This is a genomic window from Sulfuricaulis limicola (assembly GCF_002355735.1).
Taxonomy (GTDB): Bacteria; Pseudomonadota; Gammaproteobacteria; order Acidiferrobacterales; family Sulfurifustaceae; genus Sulfuricaulis; species Sulfuricaulis limicola.
The window spans coordinates 2,308,000-2,334,816 of record NZ_AP014879.1; the positions used below are offsets into that span (position 1 = coordinate 2,308,000).

32 protein-coding genes and 1 pseudogene are annotated in these 26,817 nt (G+C 62.7%); 3 read left to right on the top strand and 30 right to left on the bottom strand.

The features are described from left to right. Positions 1-10: 10 nt before the first annotated feature. The 10 genes from ruvB to SCL_RS11135 all read right to left on the bottom strand — a co-directional run bounded on the left by ruvB (position 11) and on the right by SCL_RS11135 (position 8,392). The gene (ruvB, locus tag SCL_RS11090; protein WP_096361271.1) at positions 11-1,051 is read right to left on the bottom strand and encodes a Holliday junction branch migration DNA helicase RuvB; all 1,041 of its coding nucleotides are present in this window, start codon (positions 1,049-1,051) and stop codon (positions 11-13) included. Between the two features lie 145 nt (positions 1,052-1,196). After that, positions 1,197-1,796 carry a Holliday junction branch migration protein RuvA gene (gene ruvA / locus SCL_RS11095; RefSeq protein WP_096361272.1) on the bottom strand — a complete coding sequence of 200 codons (600 nt, stop codon included), beginning with the start codon at positions 1,794-1,796 and terminating at the stop codon, positions 1,197-1,199. Beyond that, positions 1,793-2,329: a crossover junction endodeoxyribonuclease RuvC gene (gene ruvC / locus SCL_RS11100; RefSeq protein WP_231969814.1), complete on the bottom strand. Its 537-nt coding sequence runs from the start codon at positions 2,327-2,329 to the stop codon at positions 1,793-1,795. The genes ruvA and ruvC overlap by 4 nt, the downstream gene beginning before the upstream one ends. A 124-nt stretch (positions 2,330-2,453) precedes the next feature. Further along, entirely contained in the window at positions 2,454-3,203 is a 750-nt protein-coding gene (locus tag SCL_RS11105; RefSeq protein ID WP_096361274.1) for a YebC/PmpR family DNA-binding transcriptional regulator, read from the bottom strand. A gap of 89 nt (positions 3,204-3,292) precedes the next feature. After that, positions 3,293-4,045 (bottom strand): alpha/beta fold hydrolase, encoded by a 753-nt coding sequence (locus SCL_RS11110; protein ID WP_197702616.1) that lies wholly within the window; start codon positions 4,043-4,045, stop codon positions 3,293-3,295. Beyond that, complete coding sequence (gene nadA / locus SCL_RS11115; RefSeq protein ID WP_096361275.1) at positions 3,931-5,028, bottom strand: quinolinate synthase NadA; 1,098 nt, start codon at positions 5,026-5,028, stop codon at positions 3,931-3,933. The genes SCL_RS11110 and nadA overlap by 115 nt, the downstream gene beginning before the upstream one ends. Before the next feature lie 22 nt (positions 5,029-5,050). Then, entirely contained in the window at positions 5,051-5,542 is a 492-nt protein-coding gene (gene nudB / locus SCL_RS11120) for a dihydroneopterin triphosphate diphosphatase (RefSeq protein WP_096361276.1), read from the bottom strand. Beyond that, positions 5,517-7,334: an aspartate--tRNA ligase gene (gene aspS / locus SCL_RS11125; RefSeq protein WP_096361277.1), complete on the bottom strand. Its 1,818-nt coding sequence runs from the start codon at positions 7,332-7,334 to the stop codon at positions 5,517-5,519. Before aspS ends, nudB begins: the two co-directional genes overlap by 26 nt. Positions 7,335-7,471: 137 nt before the next feature. Further along, on the bottom strand, positions 7,472-8,113 hold the full coding sequence (locus SCL_RS11130) for a DUF502 domain-containing protein (RefSeq protein ID WP_096361278.1): 642 nt from the start codon (positions 8,111-8,113) through the stop codon (positions 7,472-7,474). A gap of 3 nt (positions 8,114-8,116) precedes the next feature. Then, positions 8,117-8,392, bottom strand: a complete 276-nt coding sequence (locus SCL_RS11135) for an FmdB family zinc ribbon protein (protein ID WP_096361279.1) — start codon at positions 8,390-8,392, stop codon at positions 8,117-8,119. Positions 8,393-8,834: 442 nt separating this feature from the next. Here SCL_RS11135 and SCL_RS11140 point away from each other — a divergent pair, with 442 nt between their 5' ends. Further along, positions 8,835-9,155 carry an HU family DNA-binding protein gene (locus tag SCL_RS11140; RefSeq protein WP_096361280.1) on the top strand — a complete coding sequence of 107 codons (321 nt, stop codon included), beginning with the start codon at positions 8,835-8,837 and terminating at the stop codon, positions 9,153-9,155. A gap of 213 nt (positions 9,156-9,368) precedes the next feature. Here the strand turns inward: SCL_RS11140 and SCL_RS14290 are convergent, their stop codons facing one another. Beyond that, on the bottom strand, positions 9,369-9,659 hold the full coding sequence (locus tag SCL_RS14290; protein ID WP_172426034.1) for a DUF6763 family protein: 291 nt from the start codon (positions 9,657-9,659) through the stop codon (positions 9,369-9,371). 172 nt (positions 9,660-9,831) lie between these two features. Here SCL_RS14290 and SCL_RS11150 point away from each other — a divergent pair, with 172 nt between their 5' ends. Continuing rightward, positions 9,832-10,179: a histidine triad nucleotide-binding protein gene (locus tag SCL_RS11150; RefSeq protein ID WP_096361281.1), complete on the top strand. Its 348-nt coding sequence runs from the start codon at positions 9,832-9,834 to the stop codon at positions 10,177-10,179. Positions 10,180-10,239: 60 nt separating this feature from the next. On the opposite strand, the gene ssb is transcribed toward SCL_RS11150, so the two are convergent. Both ssb and SCL_RS11160 read right to left on the bottom strand, forming a co-directional pair. Further along, positions 10,240-10,710, bottom strand: a complete 471-nt coding sequence (gene ssb / locus SCL_RS11155) for a single-stranded DNA-binding protein (RefSeq protein ID WP_096361282.1) — start codon at positions 10,708-10,710, stop codon at positions 10,240-10,242. A gap of 288 nt (positions 10,711-10,998) precedes the next feature. Continuing rightward, complete coding sequence (locus SCL_RS11160) at positions 10,999-12,357, bottom strand: MFS transporter (protein ID WP_096361283.1); 1,359 nt, start codon at positions 12,355-12,357, stop codon at positions 10,999-11,001. Between the two features lie 106 nt (positions 12,358-12,463). On the opposite strand from SCL_RS11160, the gene uvrA reads away from it, so the two are divergent. Next, positions 12,464-15,322: an excinuclease ABC subunit UvrA gene (gene uvrA, locus SCL_RS11165; RefSeq protein WP_096361284.1), complete on the top strand. Its 2,859-nt coding sequence runs from the start codon at positions 12,464-12,466 to the stop codon at positions 15,320-15,322. Position 15,323: 1 nt separating this feature from the next. Here the strand turns inward: uvrA and SCL_RS11170 are convergent, their stop codons facing one another. The 17 genes and pseudogenes from SCL_RS11170 to rplE form a co-directional block, all read right to left on the bottom strand. After that, entirely contained in the window at positions 15,324-17,786 is a 2,463-nt protein-coding gene (locus tag SCL_RS11170; RefSeq protein WP_096361285.1) for an EAL domain-containing protein, read from the bottom strand. A 7-nt stretch (positions 17,787-17,793) separates the two neighbouring features. After that, entirely contained in the window at positions 17,794-18,579 is a 786-nt protein-coding gene (locus SCL_RS11175; protein WP_096361286.1) for an SAM hydrolase/SAM-dependent halogenase family protein, read from the bottom strand. Positions 18,580-18,816: 237 nt separating this feature from the next. After that, positions 18,817-19,194, bottom strand: a pseudogene (gene rplQ / locus SCL_RS11180) (50S ribosomal protein L17); the annotation flags it as partial. Positions 19,195-19,219: 25 nt separating this feature from the next. Continuing rightward, the gene (locus SCL_RS11185; RefSeq protein ID WP_096361288.1) at positions 19,220-20,233 is read right to left on the bottom strand and encodes a DNA-directed RNA polymerase subunit alpha; all 1,014 of its coding nucleotides are present in this window, start codon (positions 20,231-20,233) and stop codon (positions 19,220-19,222) included. A gap of 30 nt (positions 20,234-20,263) precedes the next feature. Then, positions 20,264-20,890, bottom strand: a complete 627-nt coding sequence (rpsD, locus tag SCL_RS11190) for a 30S ribosomal protein S4 (protein ID WP_096361289.1) — start codon at positions 20,888-20,890, stop codon at positions 20,264-20,266. Positions 20,891-20,914: 24 nt separating this feature from the next. Then, positions 20,915-21,334 carry a 30S ribosomal protein S11 gene (rpsK, locus tag SCL_RS11195; protein WP_096361290.1) on the bottom strand — a complete coding sequence of 140 codons (420 nt, stop codon included), beginning with the start codon at positions 21,332-21,334 and terminating at the stop codon, positions 20,915-20,917. A gap of 19 nt (positions 21,335-21,353) precedes the next feature. Beyond that, positions 21,354-21,734, bottom strand: a complete 381-nt coding sequence (rpsM, locus tag SCL_RS11200) for a 30S ribosomal protein S13 (protein ID WP_096361291.1) — start codon at positions 21,732-21,734, stop codon at positions 21,354-21,356. Positions 21,735-21,945: 211 nt separating this feature from the next. Then, positions 21,946-22,059, bottom strand: a complete 114-nt coding sequence (gene rpmJ / locus SCL_RS11205; RefSeq protein WP_096361292.1) for a 50S ribosomal protein L36 — start codon at positions 22,057-22,059, stop codon at positions 21,946-21,948. A gap of 32 nt (positions 22,060-22,091) precedes the next feature. Further along, positions 22,092-23,438: a preprotein translocase subunit SecY gene (secY, locus tag SCL_RS11210; protein WP_096361293.1), complete on the bottom strand. Its 1,347-nt coding sequence runs from the start codon at positions 23,436-23,438 to the stop codon at positions 22,092-22,094. After that, a complete protein-coding gene (rplO, locus tag SCL_RS11215) occupies positions 23,438-23,878 on the bottom strand; it encodes a 50S ribosomal protein L15 (RefSeq protein ID WP_096361294.1) in 441 nt (146 codons plus the stop codon). The genes secY and rplO overlap by 1 nt, the downstream gene beginning before the upstream one ends. Before the next feature lie 2 nt (positions 23,879-23,880). After that, a complete protein-coding gene (gene rpmD / locus SCL_RS11220) occupies positions 23,881-24,081 on the bottom strand; it encodes a 50S ribosomal protein L30 (RefSeq protein WP_096361295.1) in 201 nt (66 codons plus the stop codon). A gap of 10 nt (positions 24,082-24,091) precedes the next feature. Beyond that, positions 24,092-24,598, bottom strand: coding sequence for a 30S ribosomal protein S5 (rpsE, locus tag SCL_RS11225; protein WP_096361296.1), 507 nt, complete (start codon positions 24,596-24,598; stop codon positions 24,092-24,094). Positions 24,599-24,608: 10 nt separating this feature from the next. Next, positions 24,609-24,965 (bottom strand): 50S ribosomal protein L18, encoded by a 357-nt coding sequence (gene rplR, locus SCL_RS11230; RefSeq protein WP_096361297.1) that lies wholly within the window; start codon positions 24,963-24,965, stop codon positions 24,609-24,611. 28 nt (positions 24,966-24,993) lie between these two features. Then, a complete protein-coding gene (gene rplF, locus SCL_RS11235) occupies positions 24,994-25,527 on the bottom strand; it encodes a 50S ribosomal protein L6 (protein WP_096361298.1) in 534 nt (177 codons plus the stop codon). Positions 25,528-25,539: 12 nt separating this feature from the next. Continuing rightward, entirely contained in the window at positions 25,540-25,932 is a 393-nt protein-coding gene (gene rpsH / locus SCL_RS11240) for a 30S ribosomal protein S8 (RefSeq protein WP_197702617.1), read from the bottom strand. 25 nt (positions 25,933-25,957) lie between these two features. Beyond that, complete coding sequence (gene rpsN / locus SCL_RS11245) at positions 25,958-26,263, bottom strand: 30S ribosomal protein S14 (RefSeq protein WP_096361299.1); 306 nt, start codon at positions 26,261-26,263, stop codon at positions 25,958-25,960. 10 nt (positions 26,264-26,273) lie between these two features. After that, entirely contained in the window at positions 26,274-26,813 is a 540-nt protein-coding gene (gene rplE, locus SCL_RS11250) for a 50S ribosomal protein L5 (RefSeq protein WP_096361300.1), read from the bottom strand. Between the last annotated feature and the right edge of the window lie 4 nt (positions 26,814-26,817).

The window sequence follows — 26,817 nt, forward strand, 5'->3', positions numbered from 1 at the left end:
TTATTTGGACTCATTCCTCGAATATGCCCCGCTGCTCCGGCGAGCTCGGCGCCTTGAGGCCGAAGTGCCGCCAGGCCGAAGCGGTGGCCAGGCGACCGCGCGGCGTGCGCATGAGATAACCCTGCTGAATCAGAAACGGCTCGATCACGTCCTCGATGGTATCACGCTCCTCGCCTATGGCCGCGGCGAGATTGTCCACCCCCACCGGGCCGCCGGAAAATTTTTCGATCACGGCCAGCAGCAGCTTGCGGTCGAGCATATCGAAGCCGCACTGGTCCACTTCTAGCATGCTGAGCGCCAATTCGGCGATGTCGCCCGTCAGGCGTCCGTTGCCTTTGATCTGGGCAAAATCGCGGGCGCGCCGCAACAGGCGGTTGACGATGCGCGGGGTGCCGCGCGAGCGCCGTGCGATCGCCGCCACGGCATCGGGCTCGATCGGTATCTCCAGAATCCCGGCGGAACGCGCAACGATGCGGGCCAGTTCCTCCGGATTGTAAAACTCCAGGCGTTGCACGATGCCGAAGCGGTCGCGCAACGGCGAGGTCAGCAGCCCGGCGCGCGTGGTCGCGCCCACGAGCGTGAACGGCGGCAGGTCGAGCTTGATGGAGCGCGCCGCCGGGCCCTCGCCGATGAGGATATCAAGCTGATAGTCCTCCATGGCGGGATAGAGGATTTCCTCGACGATGGGGCTCAGCCGGTGAATCTCGTCGATGAACAGGACGTCGTTGGGTTGCAGGTTGGTCAGGATCGCCGCCAGGTCGCCGGGACGCTCCAGCACCGGCCCCGAGGTCTGGCGCAGCCCCACGCCCATTTCATTGGCTACGATATGGGCCAGCGTGGTCTTGCCGAGGCCCGGCGGGCCGAACAGCAGCACGTGGTCCAGGGCCTCGCTGCGCCCGCGGGCGGCGGCGATGAAAATCTCCATCTGCCGGCGGATCGGCTCCTGACCGACGTATTCCGCCAGGCGCGCGGGACGCAGACGGCGGATGTCAGCGGCTTCCTCGGCCGTGTCCACCGCGTGCGCGGATACCAGTCGGTCGGTCTCAATCATCCTGTAGATTTCCACTTACTCCCCCTCTCCCGCGGTAGCGGGAGGTGAGGCGGAAACAGGTAAAGGTCCTGTGGACCTTTACCCCGCCGAACGGGCGTACATGATTCATGTACGCCCCGGCGGGAACAAGGTATTAGGGTTCCCATCATACTGCCATGCCCTTCAGGGCCTGACGAATGATTTCTTCCGCGCTCAATCCCCTGGAGGCAATGCCACGCACCGCCCGGCTCGCCTCGTTCGGTTTGTAACCGAGCGACACCAGCGCGCTGACCGCCTCGCTCACCGGATCGGCCGGCACCGCCGGGCCGTCCGCGGTGACAGAGGCGGCCGGCAGCGGAATCTCCTTCGGCAGCTTGTCGCGCATTTCGATGACCAGGCGCTCGGCAGTCTTGCGGCCAATCCCGGGGACTTTGGTCAGGCGGGCGATGTCCTCTTCAGCCACGCAGCGGGTGAATTCTTCGTCCGACAGGCCCGAAAGCACCGCCAGGGCCACGCGCGGTCCCACGCCATTGACCTTGAGCAGATCGCGAAACAGCCGGCGCTGGGCCTCACGCGCAAAACCATATAATAGGTGGGCATCCTCGCGCACCACCAGGTGCGTATGCAGCGTGACCGGCTCGCCCACCGCCGGCAGTTCGTAAAAGGTGGTCATGGGCGCTTCCAGCTCGTAACCCACGCCGCCCACGTCCACCAGCAGCACCGGCGGTTCCTTGCGCAACAACACCCCGCGCAGCCGGCCGATCACAGCGGCAACCTCATGCCACGCCGGCCCGAGCGGCGCCGGGTCAGGGCCGCTGCCTGCGACAGGCGCCCGACCGCGTGATGCGCATGGCAGATGGCGCAGGCGAGCGCGTCGGCGGCGTCGGCCTGGGGCGCGGCGCTAAGGCCCAGCAGCGCCTTCACCATGTGCTGCACCTGCTGCTTGCCGGCATGGCCCTTGCCGACGGCGGCGCGCTTGATCTGCAGCGCGGTGTACTCGGCGACATCGAGCATGTGGTTGGCCCCGGCGAGAATGGCCGCGCCGCGTGCCTGTCCGAGTTTGAGCGCGGAATCCGCGTTTTTTGCCATGAATACCTTTTCGATCGCCAGCACCGTCGGTTGATAGGTCCGGATGATTTCCGCCACGCCGTCGTACACCGTCTTGAGCCGGCCGGCAAGCTCGGCCTTGGGCACGCGCACGCAACCGCTGGCGATGTATTCGACCCGGCCGTTACGCAGCACCTGCACCACACCGAAACCGGTAATGCGGGAACCGGGGTCGATGCCGAGGATGCGCATCAACGTGTTCCGTTTCTGCGGGACAATTTCATCCCTGTGGAATACATCAGGCTTACCCCTCTCCCCTTGCCCTCTCCCGCAAGGGGAGAGGGGGAGTTAGTGAGAATCCTCATTTCGATCTGCATCAACTCGCCTGCTTGAGAAGTGCGTCTGGAAGGTCGGCATTGGAATACACGCTCTGCACATCATCCAGGTCATCCAGCGCCTCCAGCAGCTTGAGCAGATTCTCCGCATCCACGCCGGCCACGGGTGCCGAGGTCGCGGCGCGCTGCTGTATCTCGGCCTGCTCGGGTTTCAGGCCATGTTTCCCCATGGCCTCGAGCACGGCATGAAACGCCTCCGGTGTGGTCAGAACTTCAATCGAACCGTCCTGGTCCGTGATCACGTCGTCGGCGCCGGCTTCGAGGGCGGCTTCCATAATCCTGTCCTCACTCGCGCCCGCGGGATAGACGAGCACGCCGGTCTTGGTGAAAAGAAAGGCCACCGAGCCGTCCTGGCCCAGATTGCCGCCATGCCGGGAAAAGGCATGGCGCACCTCGCCCACGGTGCGGGTGCGGTTGTCGGTGGTGCACTCGACCAGGATCGCGACCCCGGCCGGGCCGTAGCCTTCATAATGCACTTCCTCGTATTGCGCGCCTTCGAGCTCGCCGGTGCCGCGCTTGATGGCGCGCTCGATGGTGTCCCGGGTCATGTTGGCGTCGAGCGCCTTGTCCACGGCGGCACGCAGGCGCGGGTTCAGCTTGGGATCGCCCCCGCCGCCCATGCGCGCGGCGATGGTGATTTCGCGGATCAGCTTGGTGAATATCTTGCCGCGCCGGGCGTCTTGCACGCCTTTGCGGTGCTTGATATTGGCCCATTTGCTATGGCCGGCCATGAGAATTCCCGGAGTGTCCCTGTGGCAGAGGCCGTCAAGTGTAACATCGGGCCCGGGCCCGCCCCAACCGCGCGGAAACGCCTGTCCCCTCATCGATCGAAACGACCGGCATTCAGAAACGCGGCGATCTGACGTGCCGCCGCGCGTGAAAACATCATGCCGGTATGCGACACCGGCAACACCAGGTGTTCCTGCGCGGCGGGAAAGGCGCTTTCTTTCACCGTCAGCAAGCCGTCGTTCGGCCGCGGCAAGCCGCGATACAGGAAGCGCCCCAGACCGAAGGAACGCGTACCACAAAGCGCGCCGATTTCGCGTGGCGGCGGCGTCCATTGCTGGGGTTCGCCGGCCAGCAGTTGCGCCACGCCCTTTCCCATCGCCCGGCGCCAGAAGGCGTGACGGTTCAGGTGCTGCGCCACGCGGCAACTGCCATGCGGGGTGCCCAGCGTGACGATGCGTCCCGGTTTCTGCCGGGGATGATCCTGAAACAGCGCGCGGATCAGGATGCCACCGAGACTGTGGCCAACCAGATGCACGGTGTCAGCATCGAGTGTGTCGAGGAAACGCGCCAGCTGCGCGGCATTGGCATGGAGATCGAGGCGGACGGAAGCATAAGAAAACACATGAATCACAAATCCCTGACGGCGCAAGCGACGTGCCAGCAACCACAGGATATAGCCCGAGAACCACAGGCCATGGATGAGAACGACGGCTTGGGGTCTGGCGGCGGTTATGGCGAAACGTCGAGCATGCGCTTGAGCGCCAGGCGCGCGGCCTCGGCCTCGGCCGGGGCCACCTTGATCTGGTTGACCACGCGACCGGCGACCAGGTTCTCCAGGGTCCACAGCAGGTGCTGCGGGTCTATGCGGAACATGGTGGAACACATGCACACCGTGGGCGACATGAATTCGACGATCTTGTTCTGTGCCCGACCCTGCTCGGCGAGGCGGTTCACCAGATTGAGCTCGGTGCCGACCAGCCAGCGGCTGCCCGGCGCGGATTGCTCGATGGTCCTGATGATGAATTCGGTCGAGCCGACATAATCCGACTTCTGGCACACCTCGAAGGAGCATTCGGGGTGCGAGATTACCTTGCCCTCCGGATGGTTCTTGCGGAACGCATCGATATGCTGCGGCTTGAACATCTGATGCACCGAGCAGAAACCCTTCCACAGCAGGATCTTCGCCTTCTCGATCTGCTCCCGGCTCAGGCCGCCGCGCGGCTGGTTGAAATCCCACTCGGCCATGTCTTCCAGCGGGATACCCATGCGATAAGCGGTGTTGCGGCCGAGATGCTGGTCGGGGAAGAACAAAACCTTTTCGCGCTGTTTATAGGCCCACTCGAGCACGCGCGCGGCGTTCGACGAGGTGCACACCAGTCCGCCGTGATTGCCGCAGAAGGCCTTGAGATCGGCCGAGGAATTGATGTAGGTGATGGGCGTCACGCGGCTATCCGGATCGAACAGCGCGCCGAGTTCCTTCCAGGCGCGCTGCACCGCGGTGTAATTGGCCATGTCGGCCATGGAACAACCGGCGGAGAGATCGGGCAGGATGGAAACCTGTTCCGGGCGCGACAGAATATCCGCGACCTCGGCCATGAAGTGCACGCCGCAAAAGACGATGTAATCGGCATCGCTCGAGGCCGCGAGGCGCGACAGCTTGAGCGAGTCGCCGGTGAAATCGGCGTGGCGGTAAACCTCGTCGCGCTGGTAGTGATGCCCGAGAATCACCAGACGCTTGCCAAGCCGCGCTTTCGCATCGCGAATGCGCGCATCGCAGTCCCCGTCGGGAATGCTGTCGAATTGCTCATAGGCCAGTGCGGTTGCCATGTTTGCTATCGATTCAAATTTGTCACCCTCTCCCCTTACCCTCTCCCGCCTGCGCGGGAGAGGGGGAGTAAGAGTTCTTCACTTTAAGAATTGCCTCGCGGTTCGTCCATGAAAAAACTTTCGACGCGGCTTCATCGAAGGAATACCAGCCGTATTCCGTGTGCTCGGCAGAATTCAAAGTTATAACCTTTTCCGCAGGAAGCGCAAGGAAATACACATATTCTGTGTTCTCTTTCACTTCGGGCGCGTAGCGATGGCGCCATTGCGGCAGAATCGAATAACGATTCGCCTGTCCGGCGTCGCGCAGGCCGGCGGCATCCAGGCCGGTTTCCTCCCGGAGTTCGCGTACGGCGGCCTGGCGCGACTCGGTCTCCTCCCATTTCAGGCTGCCGGTAACCGACTGCCACAAGTCGCCCTCACCCGCGCGTTTCAGCAGCAAAACCTTGCCGGTCACGGTATAAACCACGACCAGCACCGATTCGGGACGTTTAAACCTTTTGTTCGGATTTTTCACCGGCGCTCTCACCGGCGGTTTTTTCCGGGGGCTTGCGCAACCTGATGTGCAGCTCGCGCAGCTGCATCTCGTCCACCGGGCTTGGCGCCTCGGTCATGAGGCAGGCGGCCTTCTGGGTCTTGGGGAAAGCGATCACGTCGCGGATGGAGTCCACGCCGCTCATGAGCGCGCACAGACGGTCGAGACCGAAGGCGATGCCGCCGTGCGGCGGCGCGCCGTAGCGCAGCGCATCCAGCAGGAAGCCGAACTTGGCGCGTGCCTCTTCGGGCCCGATGCCGAGCGTGGCAAACACCTTTTCCTGCACGTCCACGCGGTGGATACGGATGGAACCGCCGCCGATCTCGGACCCGTTCAGGACCATGTCATAGGCGCGTGCCTTCACGTTCGCGGGATCGATGTCCACGCGCCCCACATCCTCGGTCTTGGGCGAGGTGAACGGATGATGCAGCGCGACCCAGCGTTTGGCATCGGCGTCGTAATCGAACATCGGGAAATCCACGACCCAGATCATCTTCCAGGCTTCCTGCTTGAGCTTCAGGTCATCGCCGAGTTTCAGGCGCAGCGCGCCGAGCGCGTCGTTGACCACCTTGGCGGTATCGGCGCCGAAGAAAATCAGGTCGCCGCTTTGCGCGCCGGTGCGCTGCAGGATGCCCGCGATGACCTCGTCCGGCAGGAACTTGAGTATCGGCGATTGCAGCCCGTCACGGCCCCTGGCGGCATCGTTGACCTTGATATAGGCCAGGCCCTTGGCGCCGTACTGGCCGACAAATACGGTGTAGCCGTCGATCTGGCTGCGCGGCAACTCGCCGCCCTTGGGCACGCGCAAGGCCGCCACGCGCCCGGCCGGGTTGTTGGCCGGACCGGCGAAGACCTTGAACTCGACGTTCTTCATCAAATCGCCGACATCGACCAGCTCCAGCGGCACGCGCAGATCGGGCCGGTCGGAGCCGAAGCGGCGCACGGCCTCGTCGTAGCTCATGCGCGGGATGGGATTGGGCAACTCCACGTTGAGCACGTCCTTGAACAGCGCGCGCAGCATTTCTTCCATCAGGCCCATGACGCCATTTTCATCGAGGAACGAGGTTTCGATGTCGAGCTGGGTGAATTCCGGCTGGCGGTCGGCGCGCAGGTCCTCGTCGCGGAAACAGCGCGTGATCTGGAAATAGCGCTCGAAGCCCGCCACCATGAGCAACTGCTTGAACAGCTGTGGCGACTGCGGCAGCGCGAAGAAATGTCCCGGATTGGTGCGCGAGGGCACCAGGTAATCGCGCGCGCCTTCGGGCGTGGACTTGGTCAGCATCGGGGTCTCAATTTCGGTGAAATGCCGGTCTTCCAGGAAGCGGCGCAGCGTCCGGGTGATCTGGTGACGCAGGCGCAGGTTTTTCTGCATGAAATCACGCCGCAGATCGAGATAGCGATAGGTCAGGCGCACCTGCTCGGAAAGCCCTTCCTCATCGAGCTGGAACGGCAGCGCCTCGGCACGATTGAGAATCTCGATGCTGTCGGCAACGACTTCCACCTTCCCGGTACGCAAATGCGCATTCTCCGTGCCGGCCGGCCGTGCCCGCACGCTGCCCTGGATGCGCAGGACGAATTCGGTGCGCACCGATTCGGCCGCCGCGAAAGGCTCCTTTTTCGAGGGATCGAACACTGTCTGCACCACGCCCTCGCGGTCGCGCAAGTCGATGAAAATCACGCCGCCGTGGTCACGCCGGCTGTGAGCCCAGCCGCACAGGGTGACGCGTTTCCCGATAAAGGATTCGTTGAGTTCGCCGCAAAAATGACTGCGCATGATTACCTGTTTCAATTTCAAAAATATAATTTTGAACTGCCAAGACGCCAAGAACGCCAAGGGTTTTTCTTTTCAAAAAAATCTTTTCTTGGCGACCTTGGCGTCTTGGCGGTTGATAGCATTTTTCAGAGGCGCGCTCAGGAGGCCTGGCGCGCGTGCTGATCGATGATTTCGTCTTTTTTGCCTTCCGGGACCACCACGCCGACCGACAGCAGCATTTTAAGGCCCTGGTCCACGCTCATGTCGAGCTCGATCACGTCGTCGCGCGGAACCATGAGAAAAAAACCGGAGGTGGGATTGGGCGTGGTCGGAATGAATATGTTCACGATCTCCTGCCCGGTCTTGCGGCTGATCTCGTCAGCCCCCGATCCGGTCTGAAACGCCAGCGACCACATGCCGCGACGCGGATATTCCACCAGCACCACCTTGCGGAACGACTTGCCGGAGGAAAACATGCTCTCCGTCACCTGCTTGACCGAGGCGTAGATCGAACGCACCAGCGGGATGCGCTGCAGCAGGCGCTCGCCGATGGTGAACAGCTGCATGCCGAAAAGGTTGGTGACCACCATGCCCGTCAACAGCACCACGATGGCGGTCAGCACCAACCCCAGGCCCGGGATACGGAAGCCCAGGAGATGTTCCGGCTGGATGACCGCGGGCAGCAGCAGCAAAGTCTGGTCCATCAGGTCCACCAGAAACGCGACGATCAAGAGGGTGACGCCGAGCGGGACCCAGACCAGCAGCCCGGCCATCAGATAACGTCGCAGGGCACCCATCATCGCTCAGTGGCAGCCGCAACCGCCGCTGCCGCAACCGCCGCCGGCCTTCTTTTTCGGCGGGGTGTCCGAAGGCCCGGATTTTTCCTTTTTCTTTCCACTGTCCTTGAAATCCGTGGCATACCAGCCACTGCCCTTGAGCTGGAATCCGGCCGCGGAAATCAGCTTTTTGAGCGTGGACTGGCCACAGGCGGGACAGTCCTTGAGGACCGGATCGCTCATCTTCTGGATGGCTTCCAGCCGGTGACCACAGGACCCGCATTCATATTCATAAATCGGCATACAGGTTCTCCCGAAAAAAACGCGCCCCCAAGTATGGGGGCGGGGAATCAGACAAACAAGCCGGATTATATCCCGGGACCCGCTGTAACGCATTATTTTTAAAGCATTGTCTGGCCCGAAAGGCCTTATCCCGCGCGGCGGCGGCCCGCGACCGTGGGTGCCAGGGCGATGCTGGCGCGCTTCGGACCGGTTAACCGTTCCGGCAGGAGACTGCCGGGTGGCGACGCCAGCGCCATCGGTTACGGCTCGTCACGACAAGTCGACGCGATAAACCGCGAGGACGGATACAGGGACGACAGAAACCGGCGCGGCGGACCGCTGTCTCGAAGCCTGAAATTTTCGGGAAAATTGCGATGGCGCTCTTCTATCCCCCTGCTTTTTCCGATAAATTATGCGCGTTCAACGGAACCCCTTAACCCAACCTTCCACTCAGGAGCATTACATGGCAAACAACAAGCCGGGAAAGAAACCGACCACGAAGTCCGAGATCTACGCCCATATCGCCGAGAAAACCAGCCTCAAGCGCAAGGACGTGGTAGCCGTATTCGACACCTTGACCAGCCTCATTGAGCGCGATCTGAAAAAGGGCCCGGGCATTTTCAATCTCGTCGGCCTGATGAAGATCAAAATGATCTACAAACCCGCGGTGCCGGCGCGCAAGGGCATCAACCCGTTCACCAAGGAAGAGGTCATTTTCAAAGCCAAGCCGGCGCGTAACGTGGTCAAGTGCCAGCCGCTGAAAATGCTGAAGGACATGGTGTAAGCGGAAACCCGCAGGAAACAGACGTTTCCGGAAACACTTTTGATGCGCCTCTGGCGCACGGAATGTTCGTCGAGGGTATAACGGATTCGGGACAACGATCCGGTGGATCGTTGTCCCGTTAACTCGCCTGGACCGGGAAAGCCTTGCTGAACCTGGTCATCCAGTCATCACAGGAATAATGCCTCCCCCTGCCGGTCCCGCAGGAGCTGGCGTTTACTCCTCGTCTTCGTCCAGATCCTCGTCCTCATCCAGATCGGTATCGTCATCGTCGGTCTCGTCGCTATCGTCGACCTCGTCCTCTTCTTCGTCTTCCTCGTCCGACTCCAGCTGCTCCAGGTCCATCCCATACCAGTCATCCAGATCGATCTCGTCGGTGGTGCCGTCGCCGTACTGAATCTCGATGGTCCCGTCGTTTTCATCAAAAGCGATCACCTCGAAAGTGCGGCCGTCCTCCTCCCGGTCTTCGTAGAAAGCCCCTACCACCGGCTCTTCATGCATAGGCATTTTCATTCCCCTCGCGAAAAAAACTACCCTTCTTCACAGAATTATATAGACGGCATTTTGTGCTCTGCCACTCCCGCCCGCCGCCCTTTTTTCCCGGCCGCAACCGCACTATGCTGACGGGCTTGCGACCGCCGTAACCGGCCATGGTTTCGTATAAAACGAGGGAAATTATATGACAGCGGACTGCCTGTTTTGCAAAATGGTGGCGGGCAGCATCAAACCCGGCACGGTCTACGAGGACAGCGACGTGCTGGCGTTCAACGACATCAACCCGCAAGCCCCGGTACACGTCCTGGTGATTCCCAAGCAACACATCGCCACGCTGAATGACCTGGACGCCGGCCATGCCACGCTCACCGGCAAGCTGATCAGGGCGGCAGCGCACATTGCCCGGGAAACCGGAATCGCCGAACCCGGCTACCGCCTCGTCCTGAACTGCAATGCCGACGCCGGCCAGTCGGTGTTTCACATCCATCTGCATCTGCTCGGCGGCCGTCACATGCGCTGGCCGCCTGGCTGAGCGGCAATAAAAAAGGCGTGAAGGAAACCCTTCACGCCTTGGGGTAAATTGCTTCTGCGCTCAGAACGGGATGTCGTCGTCGAAATCCCCGGCCATGGCGGCGTTGCTCGCCTTCTTGGCCCCGGCCGGACCGCTGCTCTCGGCCGCGGATGGCTGGTCCTGGTTGAAATTGTCGCTCGGGACGCCGGCACCGCCGCGCGAGCCGAGCATCTGCATTTCATTGGCGACGATTTCGGTGGTATAGCGGTCGTGGCCTTCCTTGTCCTGCCACTTGCGCGTTTGCAACCGCCCTTCGACATATACCTGCGAACCCTTTTTCAGGTACTCCCCGGCGATCTCGGCCAGGCGCCCGAAAAACACCACGCGGTGCCATTCGGTCTTTTCCTGCTTCTCGCCGGAATTCTTGTCCTTCCACGATTCCGAGGTGGCCAGCGTGACGTTCGCCACCGCCGAGCCGTTGGGGGAATAACGCACTTCGGGGTCGCGCCCCAGATTGCCGATCAGAATTACCTTGTTTACACCGCGTGCCATGCTTGCATCTCCATTAGGTTATACACGGAGCCCTGTGCTGAAATAAACAACCCGTTTCTCCGTGAAGTTGAGGGCAACGCATGATAGCCAGAATCAAATGCCGACACAATTCCACCGGCGGCATGGCGCCGGGCCGATGAATTTCATCGGTTTACGGGAAAGTCCTGAGAATTCATGTCAGGAATGAATGGCAAAAGCTTTAGCCGCACAGGTCACGGAAAGATAAAAAAGGCTTTCACCCGGTGATTGCGCTGCGCTGTGCGGCCGGCTTTTTTGATGAGGAAAAAATCAGGCCGACGGCAACAGATGGCGCAGCGCCTGCTCGTCGAAGCGGCGGCTGTCGACCTTAAGATAGGCCACGCCCTCGTCCGCCATCACGCTGGCTTCGGCCACGCCCATCACGCCTTTAAGCTTCTGCTCCAGACGGCGCGCGTCTTCCGTGCTCAGGGCGCTGATATGGAACATCAGGTTCTTTACCGCCGGCGGCGCTTTCATGCCATAGGCCAGATACAACCAGATGGCGATCAGGACCGACCCGAATTCGAACACGGCGGCGGCCCCGAAGTGTTGCGACAGGATTCCACCCGCCGCGCCGCCGACAAAAAGCCCCAGTGCCTGCGAGGTGTTGTAGACACCCATGGCGGTGCCCTTGGCCCGGGCCGGGGCAATTTTGCTCACCAGCGACGGCAGGCTCGCCTCCAGTACGTTGAAGGCCACAAAGTAAAGCGTGAGTACCGTGACCACGCCCCAGAAATGATTGATGGCGGAAACAAAGGCGAGCTGCGTGACCAGCATCAGCGCCACCGAACCGACGAACACCGGCTTGACCTTCGCCTTTTTCTCGCCATAGAGAATCAGCGGCGCCATGAAAACGACGGAGATCGCCAGCACCGGCAGATACACCTGCCAGTGATGGTTGGCGTCGAGCCCGCCGGTCTCGCGCAGCAGCAAAGGCACCACCACAAACATCGCCATTTGCACCACATGCAAGGCGAAGATGCCGAAATTGAGGCGCCGGAGTTCGCCGTTGCGCAGTACCTCGGGAAGACCGGCCGGCGTGGCCTCGGCGTCGGAATGAAAATGGCTTTGCGGCGGATCAGGGACGACGAACTTCATCATCGGAATCGCCAGCAGCGCCAGCGCGCCGGTCATGGCGAAGATGCCGGGTATGCTGATCAAATGATAAAGCGCCGGACCCAGAACCAGGGAAAGCGCGAAGGTCAGCCCGATGGTGCCGCCGACCATGGCCATGGCCTTGGTACGGTGCTCCTCGCGCGTGAGGTCCGCGAGCAGTGCCGTCACCGCCGCGTTGATCGCACCCGCGCCCTGGATGGTGCGGCCGATAATGACCATGTAGATATCATCGGCCGAGGCGGCGACAAAACTCCCCAAGGCAAACAGCGCCAACCCGAAATAGATGACGCGCTTGCGCCCCACGCGATCCGAGGCCATGCCGAAGGGCAATTGCAGCAACGCCTGGGTCAGCCCGTACATGCCCAGCGCCAGACCCACGAGGGTGTGGTTTTCGCCGCCCGGCAGATGCTCCGCGTACAGCGCGAACACCGGCAGGATCAGGAACATCCCCAGCATGCGCAGGCCGTAAATACTGGCGAGGCCGGCGGCGGCGCGCCGCTCCTGCGGGGACATGCGGTCAGAAGGGGAATGCATTTGTTCGGGTTGGGAAAAACCGGCTGTTTTGCGTATAGTAACAGATTGTCTTTTGGCCTGGCACCCTCCGCCGACACACAGCAGCATGGAAACCATCCGCATCCGCGGCGCACGCACGCACAATCTCAAGAACATCGACGTCGACCTGCCGCGCGACCAGCTCATCGTCATCACCGGACTATCCGGCTCCGGCAAGTCCTCGCTTGCTTTCGATACACTTTATGCCGAAGGTCAACGCCGTTACGTCGAATCGCTGTCGGCCTACGCGCGCCAGTTCCTGGCGCTCATGGAAAAGCCGGACGTGGACCTGATCGAAGGCCTGAGCCCGGCCATTTCCATCGAGCAGAAATCCACCTCGCACAACCCGCGCTCCACGGTCGGCACCGTTACCGAGATCTACGACTACCTGCGCCTGCTGTACGCGCGCGTGGGCGAGCCGCGCTGCCCGGAGCACGGCGTGACGCTCAAGGCCCAGACCGTGAGCCAGATGGTGGACCATGTCATGGCGCTGCCCGAGGACACCAAGCTCATGCTGCTGGCGCCGCTGGTCGAGGACCGCAAGGGCGAGCACCTGCACATCCTGGAGCGGCTGCGCGCGCAGGGCTATATCCGCGCGCGCATCGACGGCACGGTGGTTTCTCTGGATGAAGCGCCGGACCTCAAGAAGAACTTCAAGCACACCATCGAGGCCGTGGTGGACCGCGTGGTAGTGCGTCCGGGACAGGAGCAGCGTCTGGCCGAATCCTTCGAAACCGCGGCCAACCTGGGTGAAGGCCTGATCCGCGTGGTGGTGCTGGACGAACAAAACAACAGCACGCAGGAAATCGTATTTTCCGCGCGCTACGCCTGCCCGCACTGCGGCTATTCGCTTGCCGAACTCGAACCGCGGCTGTTCTCATTCAACAACCCGGCCGGGGCCTGTCCCGGCTGCGACGGTCTCGGCGTGCGCCAGTTCTTCGATCCCGCGCGCGTGGTCAGCGACCCCACGCTGTCGCTGCCGGCCGGCGCGATCCGCGGCTGGGACCGGCGCAACGCGTTTTACTTTCACATGCTGGAATCGCTGGCGAAACACTACAAGTTCGATCTCGATGCGCCGTTCGAGAAGCTCCCGAAAAAAGCGCGCGACGTCATCCTGCATGGCAGTGGCGAAGAACTCATCACCTTTACCTATTTCAGCGAGCAGGGTCCGCGCGCCAAACGCAAACATGCCTTTGAAGGCGTGATCCCCAATATCGAACGACGCTATCGCGAGTCCGAATCCAATTCCGTGCGCGAGGAACTGGCGAAATTCCTCAGCCATCAGCCGTGCGAGACCTGCGAGGGCTCGCGCCTGAAACGCGAGGCGCGGCACGTGTTCGTGGAAGGCAGGGCGCTGCATGAAATCACCCGGCTGCCGGTGGAAGCGGCGCTCGGTTTTTTCCAGGGCCTGCGCCTGGCCGGAAGCCGTGGTGAAATCGCGGCCAAGATCGTGAAGGAGGTCGCCAACCGCCTCGGCTTCCTGGTAAACGTCGGCCTCGATTACCTGACGCTGGCGCGTTCGGCGGAAACACTCTCCGGCGGCGAGGCCCAGCGCATCCGCCTGGCCTCGCAGATCGGCGCCGGACTGGTCGGCGTCATGTACGTGCTCGACGAGCCTTCGATCGGCCTGCACCAGCGCGACAACGCGCGCCTGCTCGACACGCTCCGGCGCCTGCGCGATCTGGGCAACAGCGTGATCGTGGTGGAGCACGACGAGGAGGCGATTCGCGCCGCGGATTTCGTGCTCGACATCGGCCCGGGCGCAGGCGTGCACGGCGGCGAGGTCGTGGCCCAGGGCACGCCGGCGGACATCCTGCGGCATCCCGCTTCGATCACCGGCGCCTACCTGCGCGGCGAGCGCAAGATCGCGGTCCCGGCGCGCCGCACGCCCAACGATCCGGCGCGCCAGCTGGTCATCCGCGGCGCCACCGGCAACAACCTGAAAGACGTGGATGTTTCGATTCCGGTGGGGCTGTTCACCTGCGTCACCGGCGTCTCGGGCTCGGGCAAGTCCACGCTCATCAACGACACCCTCTACGCCTCGGTCGCCAAACATCTGTACGGCTCGGCGCTCGAACCCGCCCCTTGCCGCGCCATCGAGGGGCTCGAGCAGTTCGACAAGGTCGTCGACATCGATCAGTCGCCGATCGGGCGCACCCCGCGCTCCAACCCGGCGACCTATACCGGGCTGTTCACCCCGATCCGCGAACTGTTCGCCGCCACCCCCATGGCGCGCGAGCGCGGCTACGCGCCGGGGCGCTTCTCGTTCAACGTCCGCGGCGGACGCTGCGAGGCCTGCCAGGGCGACGGCCTGATCAAGGTGGAAATGCATTTCCTGCCGGACATCTACGTGCCCTGCGACGTGTGTCGCGGCAAGCGTTACAACCGTGAAACCCTCGACATCCGCTACAAGGACAAAAGCATCGACGAGGTGCTGGCCATGACCGTGGAAACGGCGGCGGAGTTTTTCAGCGCCATCCCGGCCGTGAGCCACAAGCTCCAGACGCTGCTCGAGGTCGGCCTGTCCTACATCACCCTCGGCCAGAGCGCCACCACGCTCTCCGGCGGCGAGGCGCAGCGCATCAAGCTCGCGCGCGAACTGTCCAAGCGCGATACCGGACGCACGCTGTACATCCTGGACGAGCCGACCACGGGGCTGCATTTCCACGACATCCAGCAGTTGCTGACGGTGCTGAACCGGCTGCGCGACCATGGCAACACCGTGGTCGTGATCGAGCACAATCTGGACGTGATCAAGACCGCCGACTGGCTGATCGACCTGGGCCCTGAAGGCGGCGACGGCGGCGGAAAAATTCTCGTCACCGGCACGCCGGAGGCAGTGGCGGGGCACCCGGCCTCGCACACCGGGGAGTTCCTGAAACACTTGCTGGAGCGCGCCGCGCCGCCCCAACGCCGCGCCGGCTAGCCTAGCCGGCGGTTCCGCTCGCGTGCGTGCGCACCGAGTTCCACTCCTGTTCCGGCAGCTGCAACACCTGGTGCAGCGGCTTGGGCGTGTCGATGCCATGCCCCTGCGCGTGGTCCACGCCGATTTCGCGCAACATCTCGATCAGGCCCGGGCTTTCCACCGATTCGGCGACGGTAATGAGTCCCATGACATGCCCGACCTGGTTGATGGCCTCCACCATGGCGCGGTGCAGCGGATCCTCCAGCATGCCCTCGACGAAGTCGCCGGCGATCTTGAGGTAATCCACGGTCAGGCTCTTGAGATAACCGAAGGAAGACAGCCCCGATCCGAAATCGTCGAGCGCGAAGCGGACGCCCATATGCTTGAAGCGCGCGATGAAATCGCGCGCGCGGGTGAGATTGGCGATCGCCGCGGTTTCGGTGATCTCGAAACAGATGCTGCGCGGATCGACCCGGTACTGGGCGAACTGCTGCATGACGAATTCCAGAAACTGCTCGTCACCGAGCGACTGGCCGGAGAGGTTGATCGCGAACAGCGCCTTGCCGGATTCACCGCCGCCGGCGGCGCGCGCCTGGTATTTCTCCAGCATGGGAAACACCGTCCGGATCACCCAGCGGTCGATGGAAGGCATCAGGTGATAGCGCTCGGCGGCCGGGATGAAGGCCGCCGGCAGCACCAGGTCCTCGTCCTGCACGCGCACCAGGATTTCATGGAACGGGCCGGTCTGTTTCACCGTGTCCTGCAGCGGGACGATGGCCTGGCAGTACAGATCGAAGCTGTTGTTCTCCAGGCCCTGGCGCAGACGGTGCACCCACTGCATCTCGCCGCGGCGCTGGGCGAAGGCGCGGTCGTCCGGCTGATAAATATGAATGCGGTTGCGCCCGCGGTCCTTGGCGATGTAGCAGGCGGAGTCGGCGGCGCTCAGCACCTCCGTCAGGCCGCCGCTGTCGCGCGAGATCGGCACCAGGCCGATGGAAACGCCGATCTCGAACGCGCGCCGCTCCCACATGAAACGGAAATCCTTGACCGACTGGCGCAGCAGGTCGGCGATCTGCTCGGCCTTGTCGACGGAACAGTCCTCGAGGATGACGCCGAATTCGTCGCCTCCCAGGCGCGCCAGCATGTCGCTGGCACGGATTTCTTTCTGCAGGTGGCTGGCCAGCTGCTTGAGCAGTTCATCGCCGGCGATATGGCCGCAGGTGTCGTTCACGATCTTGAACTGGTCGAGGTCGAGATAAAGCAGCGCGTGCGTGCGTTCCCCGGCGCGCGCGCTTTCCAGCACGCGCTGCAGGCGTGACTCGAATTCGCGCCGGTTGAGCAGTCCCGTGAGCGGGTCGCGCGAGGCCAGAAAGGCCATGTGCCGGGCCATGCTCTGGATTTCCGTCACGTCGTGGAATACCACCACCGCGCCCAGGATCACCCCGTCGCGGTCGCGGATCGGCGCCGCCGAGTCCTGGATTTCGATCTTGCCGCCGTCATGGCTCATCAGCAGGTGATGGCTGTCGTGGCGGATGGTGCGACCGTCCCGCAGGCAATAATGAATGGGATATTCCTCAAGGCGGTTGGACTCCTCGTCGAAGATCTTGAACACCTCGCTCAGGGGCTTGCCGCGCGCTTCGTCACCGCGCCATTCGGTAAATTGCTCTGCTACCGGGTTCATGTACACGATCCGGCCCGCGGCGTCGGTGGTGATCACGCCATCGCCGATGGACTCGAGCGTCACCTGCGCGCGCACCTTTTCCTGGAACAGCGCGTCTTCCGAGCGCTTCTTCTCGCGGTCGCGCGCCTCCTGCAGGGCCGCCGCCATGGCGTTGATGCCGTCCTCCAGCCGGCCGACCTCGCCGCCGGATTGCGTCGATACGCGGTAATCGAGCACGCCGTTCTTGATCTTTTCCACCGCCCGGGTCAGCGAAATCACCGGCCGCGTCACGCCGCGAGCCATGCGCAACGCGAACACTACGGTCAGCCCCAGGCCGAGCACGACCATGAACAGACTTTGGAACAGGATACGGTTCTGTTCGGTTTGCAGCGCGGCACGGGAAAGCGACACCGAAACCCACCCCAACTGCCGGTGTGTGTCGGTCGCGCCGGACTCGCTGCGATAAATCGGCGCCAGGAACTTGTAGCGCATGACGTCGAGGACCGGGCCTTTGTCCTTTTCGTCGGCGGCGACGCGCGCGAGAATGCTCCCGCCCATGTCCGTGACACTCACCGACAGCACGTTCTTTTCCTTCAACACCGATTCGAGCAGTTCCTCCAGCTTCTTGCGGTTGCGGGTCGAAACCGCTTCCTCGCTGGTCGACGCCAGGCGCACGGCGAGTGTCTGGCCGCGATCGTGCAGCGCCTGTTCCAGGTCCTGGATACGGGCGTTGGTGAATTGCTGCAAGGCCAGCAGCAGCACCGCCACGGTCAGCGGGGCGAGAGCCAGAAACAGCACCCGCTTCTGGAGGCTCCATTCTTTCATGTGATTTTCATGGCAGTATCAGCGAGAGGGGATCGCCTGGCCGGAGTCCCAGCCGCGCCGCGGCGCTGCCGCCGTTGACGGCGACTTCGATCAGGCCGTTGGCGTTCTCGTACCAGAACGCCGCACCCGGCGGCACCTCCGAAAAAACCCGGGCGTATTTTAACACCTCCCCTCCGGCGCGAATGGCCTGTTCAGTGGATAGCGTCGAGGCACGCAAGCCACTGATACCGTTACCGTAATGATCTATATGGATAATTTCCGCTAGGTCGTCCGGCCAGGATATTTCGACCGGTCCGGAACCCGGTCCTTCCCCGCGCACCAGCAATGACTCCGTGGATCGCCTTTCAGGAAAATGGCTGACCGGTTCGGAATCCGGTATTTCCCCGCGCGCCAAACGTGCGGCGACCGGCGCGAACAGATCGCGTCCGTGAAAACTGGCAGAAAGTTGCGGTGGACACCAATGGATCACGCGGCACTCATGTTCCGCGGCACGGCGTCGCACCATCTCGAACAGGCCGTTGTCCGGACCGACATACCAGCGCCGATCGGCCTGCAGCATGAGCGGACGGCGCGCGCTACCGACACCCGGATCGACGACACATACGAAAACCGTGCCCGGCGGGAAATCACGTGCATAGGCCGGCAGCAGATAGGCGCCGGCGCGGATGTTGAAAGCCGGTACAGCATGAAACAGGTCGATGACCGGCACGCCCGGCGCCTCGCACGCCAGCACCGCGTGCATCTGGCCCACATAGGGGTCGTTCAGGCCGAAATCGGTAAACAGGACAATCATGGCGCACCTGCCTTATTGTCTCTTACGGCGCTTTAAATAAAAAAGCCGGGCATGCCCGGCTTTTTTAACAAGGGGAAACCGCCGTTATTCCGCGGCCGCCTTGGAGGTCTTCTTGCTCTTGGCGGATTTCTTTTTGGTCGTGGCCTTCTTGGCCTTGCCCTTGGCAGTCTTGCCGCCCTTGGCCTTGGCCGCCTTGGTCTCGCCTCCGGCTGCAGCCGCGGCTTCGGCAACCGGCTCCGCCGCACCCGCTTCGGGCGCACGCAGTTCGGTCAGCTGCACCAGCGCCATGGGGGCGGCATCGCCGCGCCGGTAGCCGGTCTTGAGGATGCGCAGGTAGCCGCCCGGACGGTCCTTGAAACGCACGCCGAGATCGTCGAACAGCTTGCCTACCATATCGCGGTCACGCAGGCGCGAATAAGCCAGGCGCCGGTTGGCGAGCGAGGCGGTCTTGGCCAGCGTGATGAGCGGCTCGGCCACGCGCCGCAGCTCCTTCGCCTTCGGCAGCGTGGTCACCAACTGCTCGTGACGCAACAGCGAGACCGCCATGTTGCGGAACATCGCCTCGCGGTGGCTGCTGGTGCGGTTGAGTTTACGGCCGCTTTTGTGGTGACGCATGATTTTTAACCTTCTACGCTTTTAATCAGGAGGCGGAACCCATCTCCGGGGTTTTTTCCCTGTCCTTCAGGGAGGCCGGCGGCCAGTTCTCGAGCTTCATGCCGAGCGACAGGCCGTGCTGGGCCAGCACGTCCTTGATCTCGGTCAGCGATTTCTTGCCGAGGTTGGGGGTCTTGAGCAATTCGAACTCGGAACGCTGGATCAGGTCGCCGATGTAGAAAATGTTCTCGGCCTTGAGGCAATTGGCCGAACGCACCGTGAGCTCGAGATCGTCCACCGGGCGCAGCAGCAGCGGGTCCATTTCGGGCTCGCGCTTCTCCTCCGCCTTGGTCTCCGGGCTCTTCAGGTCGACGAAGATGGAAATCTGATCCTGCAGGATATTGGCCGAACGCCGCACCGCCTCTTCCGGGTTGATGGCGCCGTTGGTCTCGATGTCGAGAATCAGCTTGTCAAGATCGGTGCGCTGTTCCACGCGCGCGTTCTCGACCGTGTAGGCCACGCGGCGGATCGGGCTGAACGAGGCGTCGAGCTGCATCACGCCGATGGCGCGGGCTTCGGCGCCGGGCGCGCGCGCCGTGACCGGCTGGTAGCCGCGACCGCGGTTGACCTTGAGTTCCATGTTCAGCGTCGCTTCCTTGGTCAGGGTGGCGATCACGTGCTTCGGGTCCACCACTTCCACGTCATGTTCCAGCTGGATGTCGCCGGCGGTGACGACGCCCGGACCCTTCCTGGAGAGCTTCAGCGTGACCTCGTCGCGGCCGTGCATGCGCAGGGCGACGGTCTTGAGATTGAGCAGGATTTCGATCACGTCCTCCTGCACGCCCTCCATGGTGGAGTATTCGTGCAGCACGCCGTCGATCTTGACCTCGGTGATCGCGCTCCCCGGCATCGAGGACAGCAGGATGCGGCGCAGCGCATTGCCGAGCGTGTAGCCGAACCCGCGTTCGAGCGGTTCCAGCGTGATCTTCGCGTGCGTGGGGGAAAGCGTCTGCACGTCCACCAGACGCGGCTTCAGAAATTCGGTTGCAGAACTCTGCATGAGAGCGTCCTCGTTAAGATGCGGATCAGGTTACTTCGAATAAAGCGCCACGACGAGACTTTCGTTGATGTCCGACGGCAAGTCATTGCGTTCCGGCACGCTCTTGAACGTGCCCTTCATGCCCTTGATGTCGACATCCAGCCATTCCGGAATTCCGCGCTGGCCGGCCGCTTCGAGCGCGGCCTTGATGCGCAACTGTTCCTGCGCCGACGCGGAGATCTCGATGAGATCATTCGGACGCGCCTGGTAAGACGGGATGTTGACGCGCCGGCCGTTCACGCGCACGGCGTTATGCCGCACCAGTTGTCTGGCCTCGGCGCGCGAAACGCCGAATCCCATGCGGTAGACGACGTTGTCCAGGCGCGATTCGAGCATCTTCAGAAGATCCTCGCCGGTCGAGCCCTTGTGGCGCGCGGCTTCCTCGTAGTAATTCTGGAACTGGCGCTCGAGAATGCCGTAGATGCGGCGCAGCTTCTGCTTCTCGCGCAGCTGCTTGCCGTAATCGGACAGGCGGCTTTTCTGCTGGCCGTGCTGGCCGGGGGCATAGGCGCGTTTCTCCACCGGACACTTTTCGGTGAAGCATTTCTCGCCTTTCAGGAACAGCTTGCCGCCTTCGCGACGGCAAAGACGGCATTTGGAATCGTTGTAACGTGCCACTGGATTTGTCTCTCCGTCAGGAATTTACACGCGACGCCGCTTGGCCGGACGGCACCCGTTGTGGGGCATCGCGGTCACGTCGATGATGTTGGCGATTTCGAATCCCAGCGCATGCAGCGCCCGCACCGCGGACTCGCGTCCTGGACCTGGGCCCTTCACGCGCACCTCGAGCGAACGCACGCCGTACTCCTGCGCCGCACGCCCTGCCTTGTCGGCCGACACCTGGGCGGCGAACGGCGTGCTCTTGCGTGAACCCTTGAAACCGGTGTTGCCGCAGGTCGACCACGACAGCACGTTGCCCTGGCGGTCGGTGATCGAAATGATGGTGTTGTTGAAGGAGGCGTGGATATGGGCAATGCCCTCGGACACGCTTTTCTTCACGCGCTTCTTGGCCTTGGCCGGCGCGCTCGCGGTGGATTCAGGTGCAGCTGGATTGGTTGCCATGATTCAGTGTTCCGTGTGCCTAAGCGGTGGTCGGCTTGCCGGTGCCGCGAATGACGCTCTTGCGCGGCCCCTTGCGGGTACGGGCGTTGGTTTTGGTGCGCTGCCCGCGCACCGGCAGCCCGCGGCGATGACGCATGCCGCGGTAGGTGCCGAGATCCATGAGGCGCTTGACGCTCATCGACATGGTGCGGCGCAGGTCGCCTTCGACCGTGAATTTCCCCACCTCGATGCGGATCTTATCGACTTCGGCGTCGGTCAGATCCTTCACCTTGGTGGACGTAGCCACGCCGCTGGCGGCGCAGATATTGCGCGCACGGGTGCGGCCGATGCCGTAAATCGACGTCAGCGCGATCCAGACATGTTTCTGGTTCGGTAAATTGATACCTGCAATTCGGGCCATTGTTAGCCTGTCTCCTGCTGCCTGCCCTGCGAGAAAACGCGCAAGGTTACTGATTTAACTGTTAAAAATCAAGCTTTAATCTATCTTATCCGGTGTTTCTTGCCTGCCATCCTGGCGAAACGTCATTTACTTCGCTAATCCCCAGCCCGGCCTTCCATGGCCGGGCGTTCGCCGGCGCGAGCGTCCACCGGACGCTCGCGAAATCCCCGGCTCACCCCTGCCGTTGCTTATGGGTCGGATCCGAGCAAATCACGCGCACGACACGCTTGCGGCGCACGATTTTGCAGTTCCGGCACATTTTCTTGACCGATGCCCTGACTTTCATTGCCTCTCTCCTGTTGCCACTCAAACCGCCTGCTAGCGCGGCAGACCCATCCCGCCGGTCAGATTCGCCTTCTTCAGCAGGCTCTCATACTGGTGCGACATGAGCCGGGCCTGTACCTGGGCCATGAAATCCATGCACACCACCACCACGATCAAGAGTGAAGTGCCGCCGAAATAGAACGGCACGTTCCACTTCACGATCATGAACTCCGGCAGCAGACACACCAACGTCACGTAAATCGCCCCGCCCAGGGTCAGCCGCGACATCACGCCATCGATGTAACCCGCCGTCTGCTCGCCCGGACGTATGCCCGGGATGAACGCGCCGGACTTCTTCAGATTCTCCGCCGTCTCCTTGGGATTGAACACCAGGGCGGTATAGAAGAAACAGAAAAACACGATCGCCGAGGCGTACAAAAGCACGTAAATCGGCTGGCCGGGCGACAGCGTCGTCGCGATGTTGCGCAGCCATTCCATGCCCTCGGCCTGTCCGAACCAGCTCACCACCGTGGCCGGGAGCAGGATGATGCTCGAGGCGAAAATCGGCGGAATCACGCCCGCCATGTTCACCTTGAGCGGCAAGTGGCTGGTCTGGCCCGCCATCACTCTTCGTCCCTGCTGGCGCTTGGCGTAATTCACCGTGATGCGCCGCTGCCCGCGTTCGACGAATACCACGAACGCCGTGACCGCCAGCGCGATGGCAAACAGGGTCAGCACGAACAGCGGATTGAACGTGCCGCGGCTGGCCAACTCCAGCGTATGCGCGATGGCTCCCGGCAAGCCGGCCACGATGCCGGCAAAAATCAGCAGCGAGATGCCATTGCCGATGCCGCGCTCGGTCACCTGTTCACCGAGCCACATCAAAAACATCGTCCCGGTCACGAGCGAAACCACCGTGATCAGCTTGAATCCGATTCCCGGCGCTATCACCACCGGCATGCCGGCCGAGGTCTGGCTCTCCAGCGCAATGGCAATGCCAAGCGCCTGGAAGGTCGCCAGCACCACCGTGCCGTAACGGGTGTACTGCGTAATCTTGCGCCGACCGCTCTCGCCCTCTTTCTTCAGCTGCTCCAGCGTCGGGATCACCGACGTCATCAGCTGCATGATGATGGACGCCGAGATGTACGGCATGATCCCGAGCGCGAACAGGGAAAATCGCTGCAGCGCGCCGCCGGAAAACATGTTGAACAGTCCGACGATCGAACTTTGCGTGCCCTCGAACATCTGGGCCAGGGCCACGGGGTTGATGCCCGGCACCGGTATATAGGTACCGATGCGGTAAACAATCAACGCCCCCAGGACAAAGAAGATCCGTTGCCGCAGCTCCGTGAGCTTTCCCAAGCCCGCGAGCCCGCCGAAACTTCCTGCAGGGCTGCTCATCAGTCTTCGATCTTCCCGCCGGCCTTGGTCACGGCCTCGCGCGCGCCCTTGGTCAAGCGGATGCCGCGCAGCGTCACCGCTTTTTCCAGCGTGCCGGAGAGATAAACCTTGGCCTGTTCCGCCTGCGCCGGCACGATGTTGGCCTTCTTGAGCGCGGCCAGATCAATCACCGCCTCTTCCAGCTTGCCCAGTTCCTGCAAGCGGACCTCGGCGGTATGGCCGGCCACCTTCGCGGCGGAACGGAAACCGCGCTTGGGCAGACGCCGTTGAATCGGCATCTGGCCGCCTTCGAATCCGACCTTGTGATAGCCGCCGGCACGCGCGGTCTGGCCCTTGTGGCCCTTGCCGCTGGTCTTGCCGAGACCCGAGCCGCCGCCGCGGCCGAGACGCTTGGCAGCGGTCTTGGCGCCGCGACCCGGCTTCATGGTATTCAGTTGCATGGTCATACTTCCTCGCACTTCACCATATAGGCGACTTTGTTGATCATGCCGCGCACAGCGGAGGTGTCTTCCAGCTCCACGGTGTGATGGCGCCGGCGCAGCCCGAGGCCGCGCACCGTGGCCATGTGGCTCTTGCCGGTGCCGTACGGGCTCTTGAGCAGCGTCACGCGCAATTTCTTTCCTGATTTTGGATTTGCCGCCATGGTTCGCCCCTTAACCCAGAATTTCTTCCACGCGCTTGCCACGCTTGCGCGCGACCGTTTCCGGACTGTGCATGGCCTGCAGACCCTTGATGGTGGCGCGCACCATGTTGACCGGGTTGCGCGAACCGAGGCACTTGGCCAGCACGTCCTGCACTCCCACGACCTCGAACACGGCGCGCATGGCGCCGCCCGCGATGATGCCCGTGCCCACCGAGGCCGGCTTGATGACGACCTTGGAAGCGCCGTGCGCGGCGGTTACCGCGTGATGCAGGGTCGGGCCCTTGAGCTGGACCTTCATCATGTTGCGACGCGCATTTTCCATGGCCTTGCTGACCGCCGCCGGAACCTCGCGCGCCTTGCCGCGGCCGATGCCAATGCGGCCGGCGCCATCACCAACCACGGTCAACGCGGAAAAGCCGAAGATGCGGCCGCCCTTCACGACCTTGGCCACGCGCCGGACGCTGATCAGTTTTTCCTGGAGATTGTCGCTCCGAGCCTCGGATTCGCCGAATGCCATAATGTCGTCCTCAGAATTCCAAACCGTTTTCGCGCGCGGCGTCGGCCAGTGCCTTCACGCGTCCGTGATACTTGAAGCCCGAGCGGTCGAACGCCACGCGCGTAATGCCCGCGGTCTTCGCCTTTTCGGCGATGCGTTTGCCGATCAGTTTCGCCGCCTCGACGTTGCCGCCGTGCTTGACCTGGCCGCGCACATCCGGCTCCACCGTGGAGGCCGAGGCCAGCACCTTGCCGCCGGTCTTGTCGATGATCTGGGCGTAGATATGGCGCGGCGTGCGATGCACGCACAGGCGGTCGGCCTGCAGGCCGGAAATTTTTCGCCGGATCTGCCGCGCGCGGCGCAGCCGTGTATTGATTTCTCTTTTCATAAAATTCGTTTACCTGAGCTGAAGCCGGTTACTTCTTCTTGGCTTCTTTCTTGACTACCACTTCATTGACGTAGCGCACGCCCTTGCCCTTGTACGGCTCGGGCGAACGGTATGCGCGAATCTCGGCGGCCACCTGGCCCACCAGCTGTTTGTCCGCGCCCTTGACCACGAGATTGGTCTGGTCCGGCGCCTCGATGGTGATCCCGTTGGGAATGTCGTACACGATCGGGTGCGAGTAACCCAGCGTCAGGTTGAGCTTCTTGCCCTGCACCGCGGCACGATAGCCGACGCCGATGATGGTGAGCTTCTTCTCGAAACCCTTGGCCACGCCGTTGACCATGTTGTTCACCAGCGCCCGCGTGGTGCCGGAAATGGCACGCGCCAGCGTCGAGTCGTTGGTGCGCTGGAACTTGAGCAGGTTGCCTTCCTGCGTCATCTTCACCAGCGGGTGCATCTCATGCTCCAGGTTCCCCTTGGGGCCCTTGACGCTGAGCTTGGCGCCCGCGAGCGCGATCTGCACCCCGCTCGGGACCGCCACCGGATTTTTCGCGATTCGTGACATGGTTCAATGCTCTTATGAAACAACGCACAGGATTTCGCCGCCCAGGCCGGCCTTGCGGGCGGCGCGGTCGGACATGATGCCCTGGGAGGTGGAGACGATCGCCACGCCCATGCCGCCATCGACGCGCGGCAGGCGGTGCTTGCCGGCATAGCGCCGCAGCCCGGGGGTGCTCACGCGATCGAGGCGCTCGATCACCGGCCGCCCGTCGTGGTACTTCAGGGCGATCTCGATCAGCGGCCGGCCGGCCTCGGTGATTTCGCGGCAGGACTCGACATAGCCCTCGTCCTGCAACACCTTGGCAATGGCCAGCTTGAGCCGCGAAGCGGGGACGCGCACGTTCACCTTCTCGGCCATCTGGCCGTTGCGGATGCGGGTCAACAGGTCGGCAATCGGATCGGTCATCATATTCGGTTCATGCTCCTGAAAACTTTTACCAGCTCGCCTTGACCACGCCCGGCACTTCGCCGCGCATCATGATCTCGCGCAGCTTGCTGCGGGACAGCCCGAACTTGCGGTAAAAACCGCGCGGGCGGCCGGTCAGGCCGCAACGGTTGCGGCGGCGGATATAGCTCGAATCGCGCGGCAGCTTCTGCAGCGCGATCATGGCCGCGTGGCGTTCCTCGTCGGACAGCTTCACGTTCTTGACCTTCTCGCGCAGCTCGGCGCGCTTCACCGCGTACTTGGCAACCAGTGCCGAGCGGTTCTTGTCACGATTGATCATGCTTGTCTTGGCCATGCAAAAATCCTCAGCTGCGCAGCGGAAAACTGAACGCCACCAGCAACTCCCGCGCTTCCGCGTCGGTCTTGGCGCTGGTGGTGATGGTAATGTCCATTCCGCGGATCGCGTCGACCTTGTCGAAATCGATCTCGGGAAAAATGATCTGTTCCTTGATGCCGAGCGAATAATTGCCGCGCCCGTCGAACGAACGCGAGGGCAGGCCGCGAAAATCGCGGATGCGCGGGATCGCCACGCTGATGAGGCGGTCCAGGAATTCGTACATGCGCGCGCCGCGCAGCGTCACCTTGCAACCGATCGGCCAGTTCTCGCGCACCTTGAAGTTGGCGATCGATTTCCGTGCACGCGCGATTTGCGGCTTCTGGCCGCTGATCAGCGTCATGTCGCTGGCGGCGTTGTCGATCACCTTCTTGTCGGCCATGGCCTCGCCCACCCCCATGTTGAGGGTGATCTTGGTGATCCGCGGCACCTGCATTACGTTCTGGTAGCCGAACTTGGCCTGCAACGCGGGTATCACGTTTTTCCGGTAATGTTCCTTGAGCCTTGCCATCGTC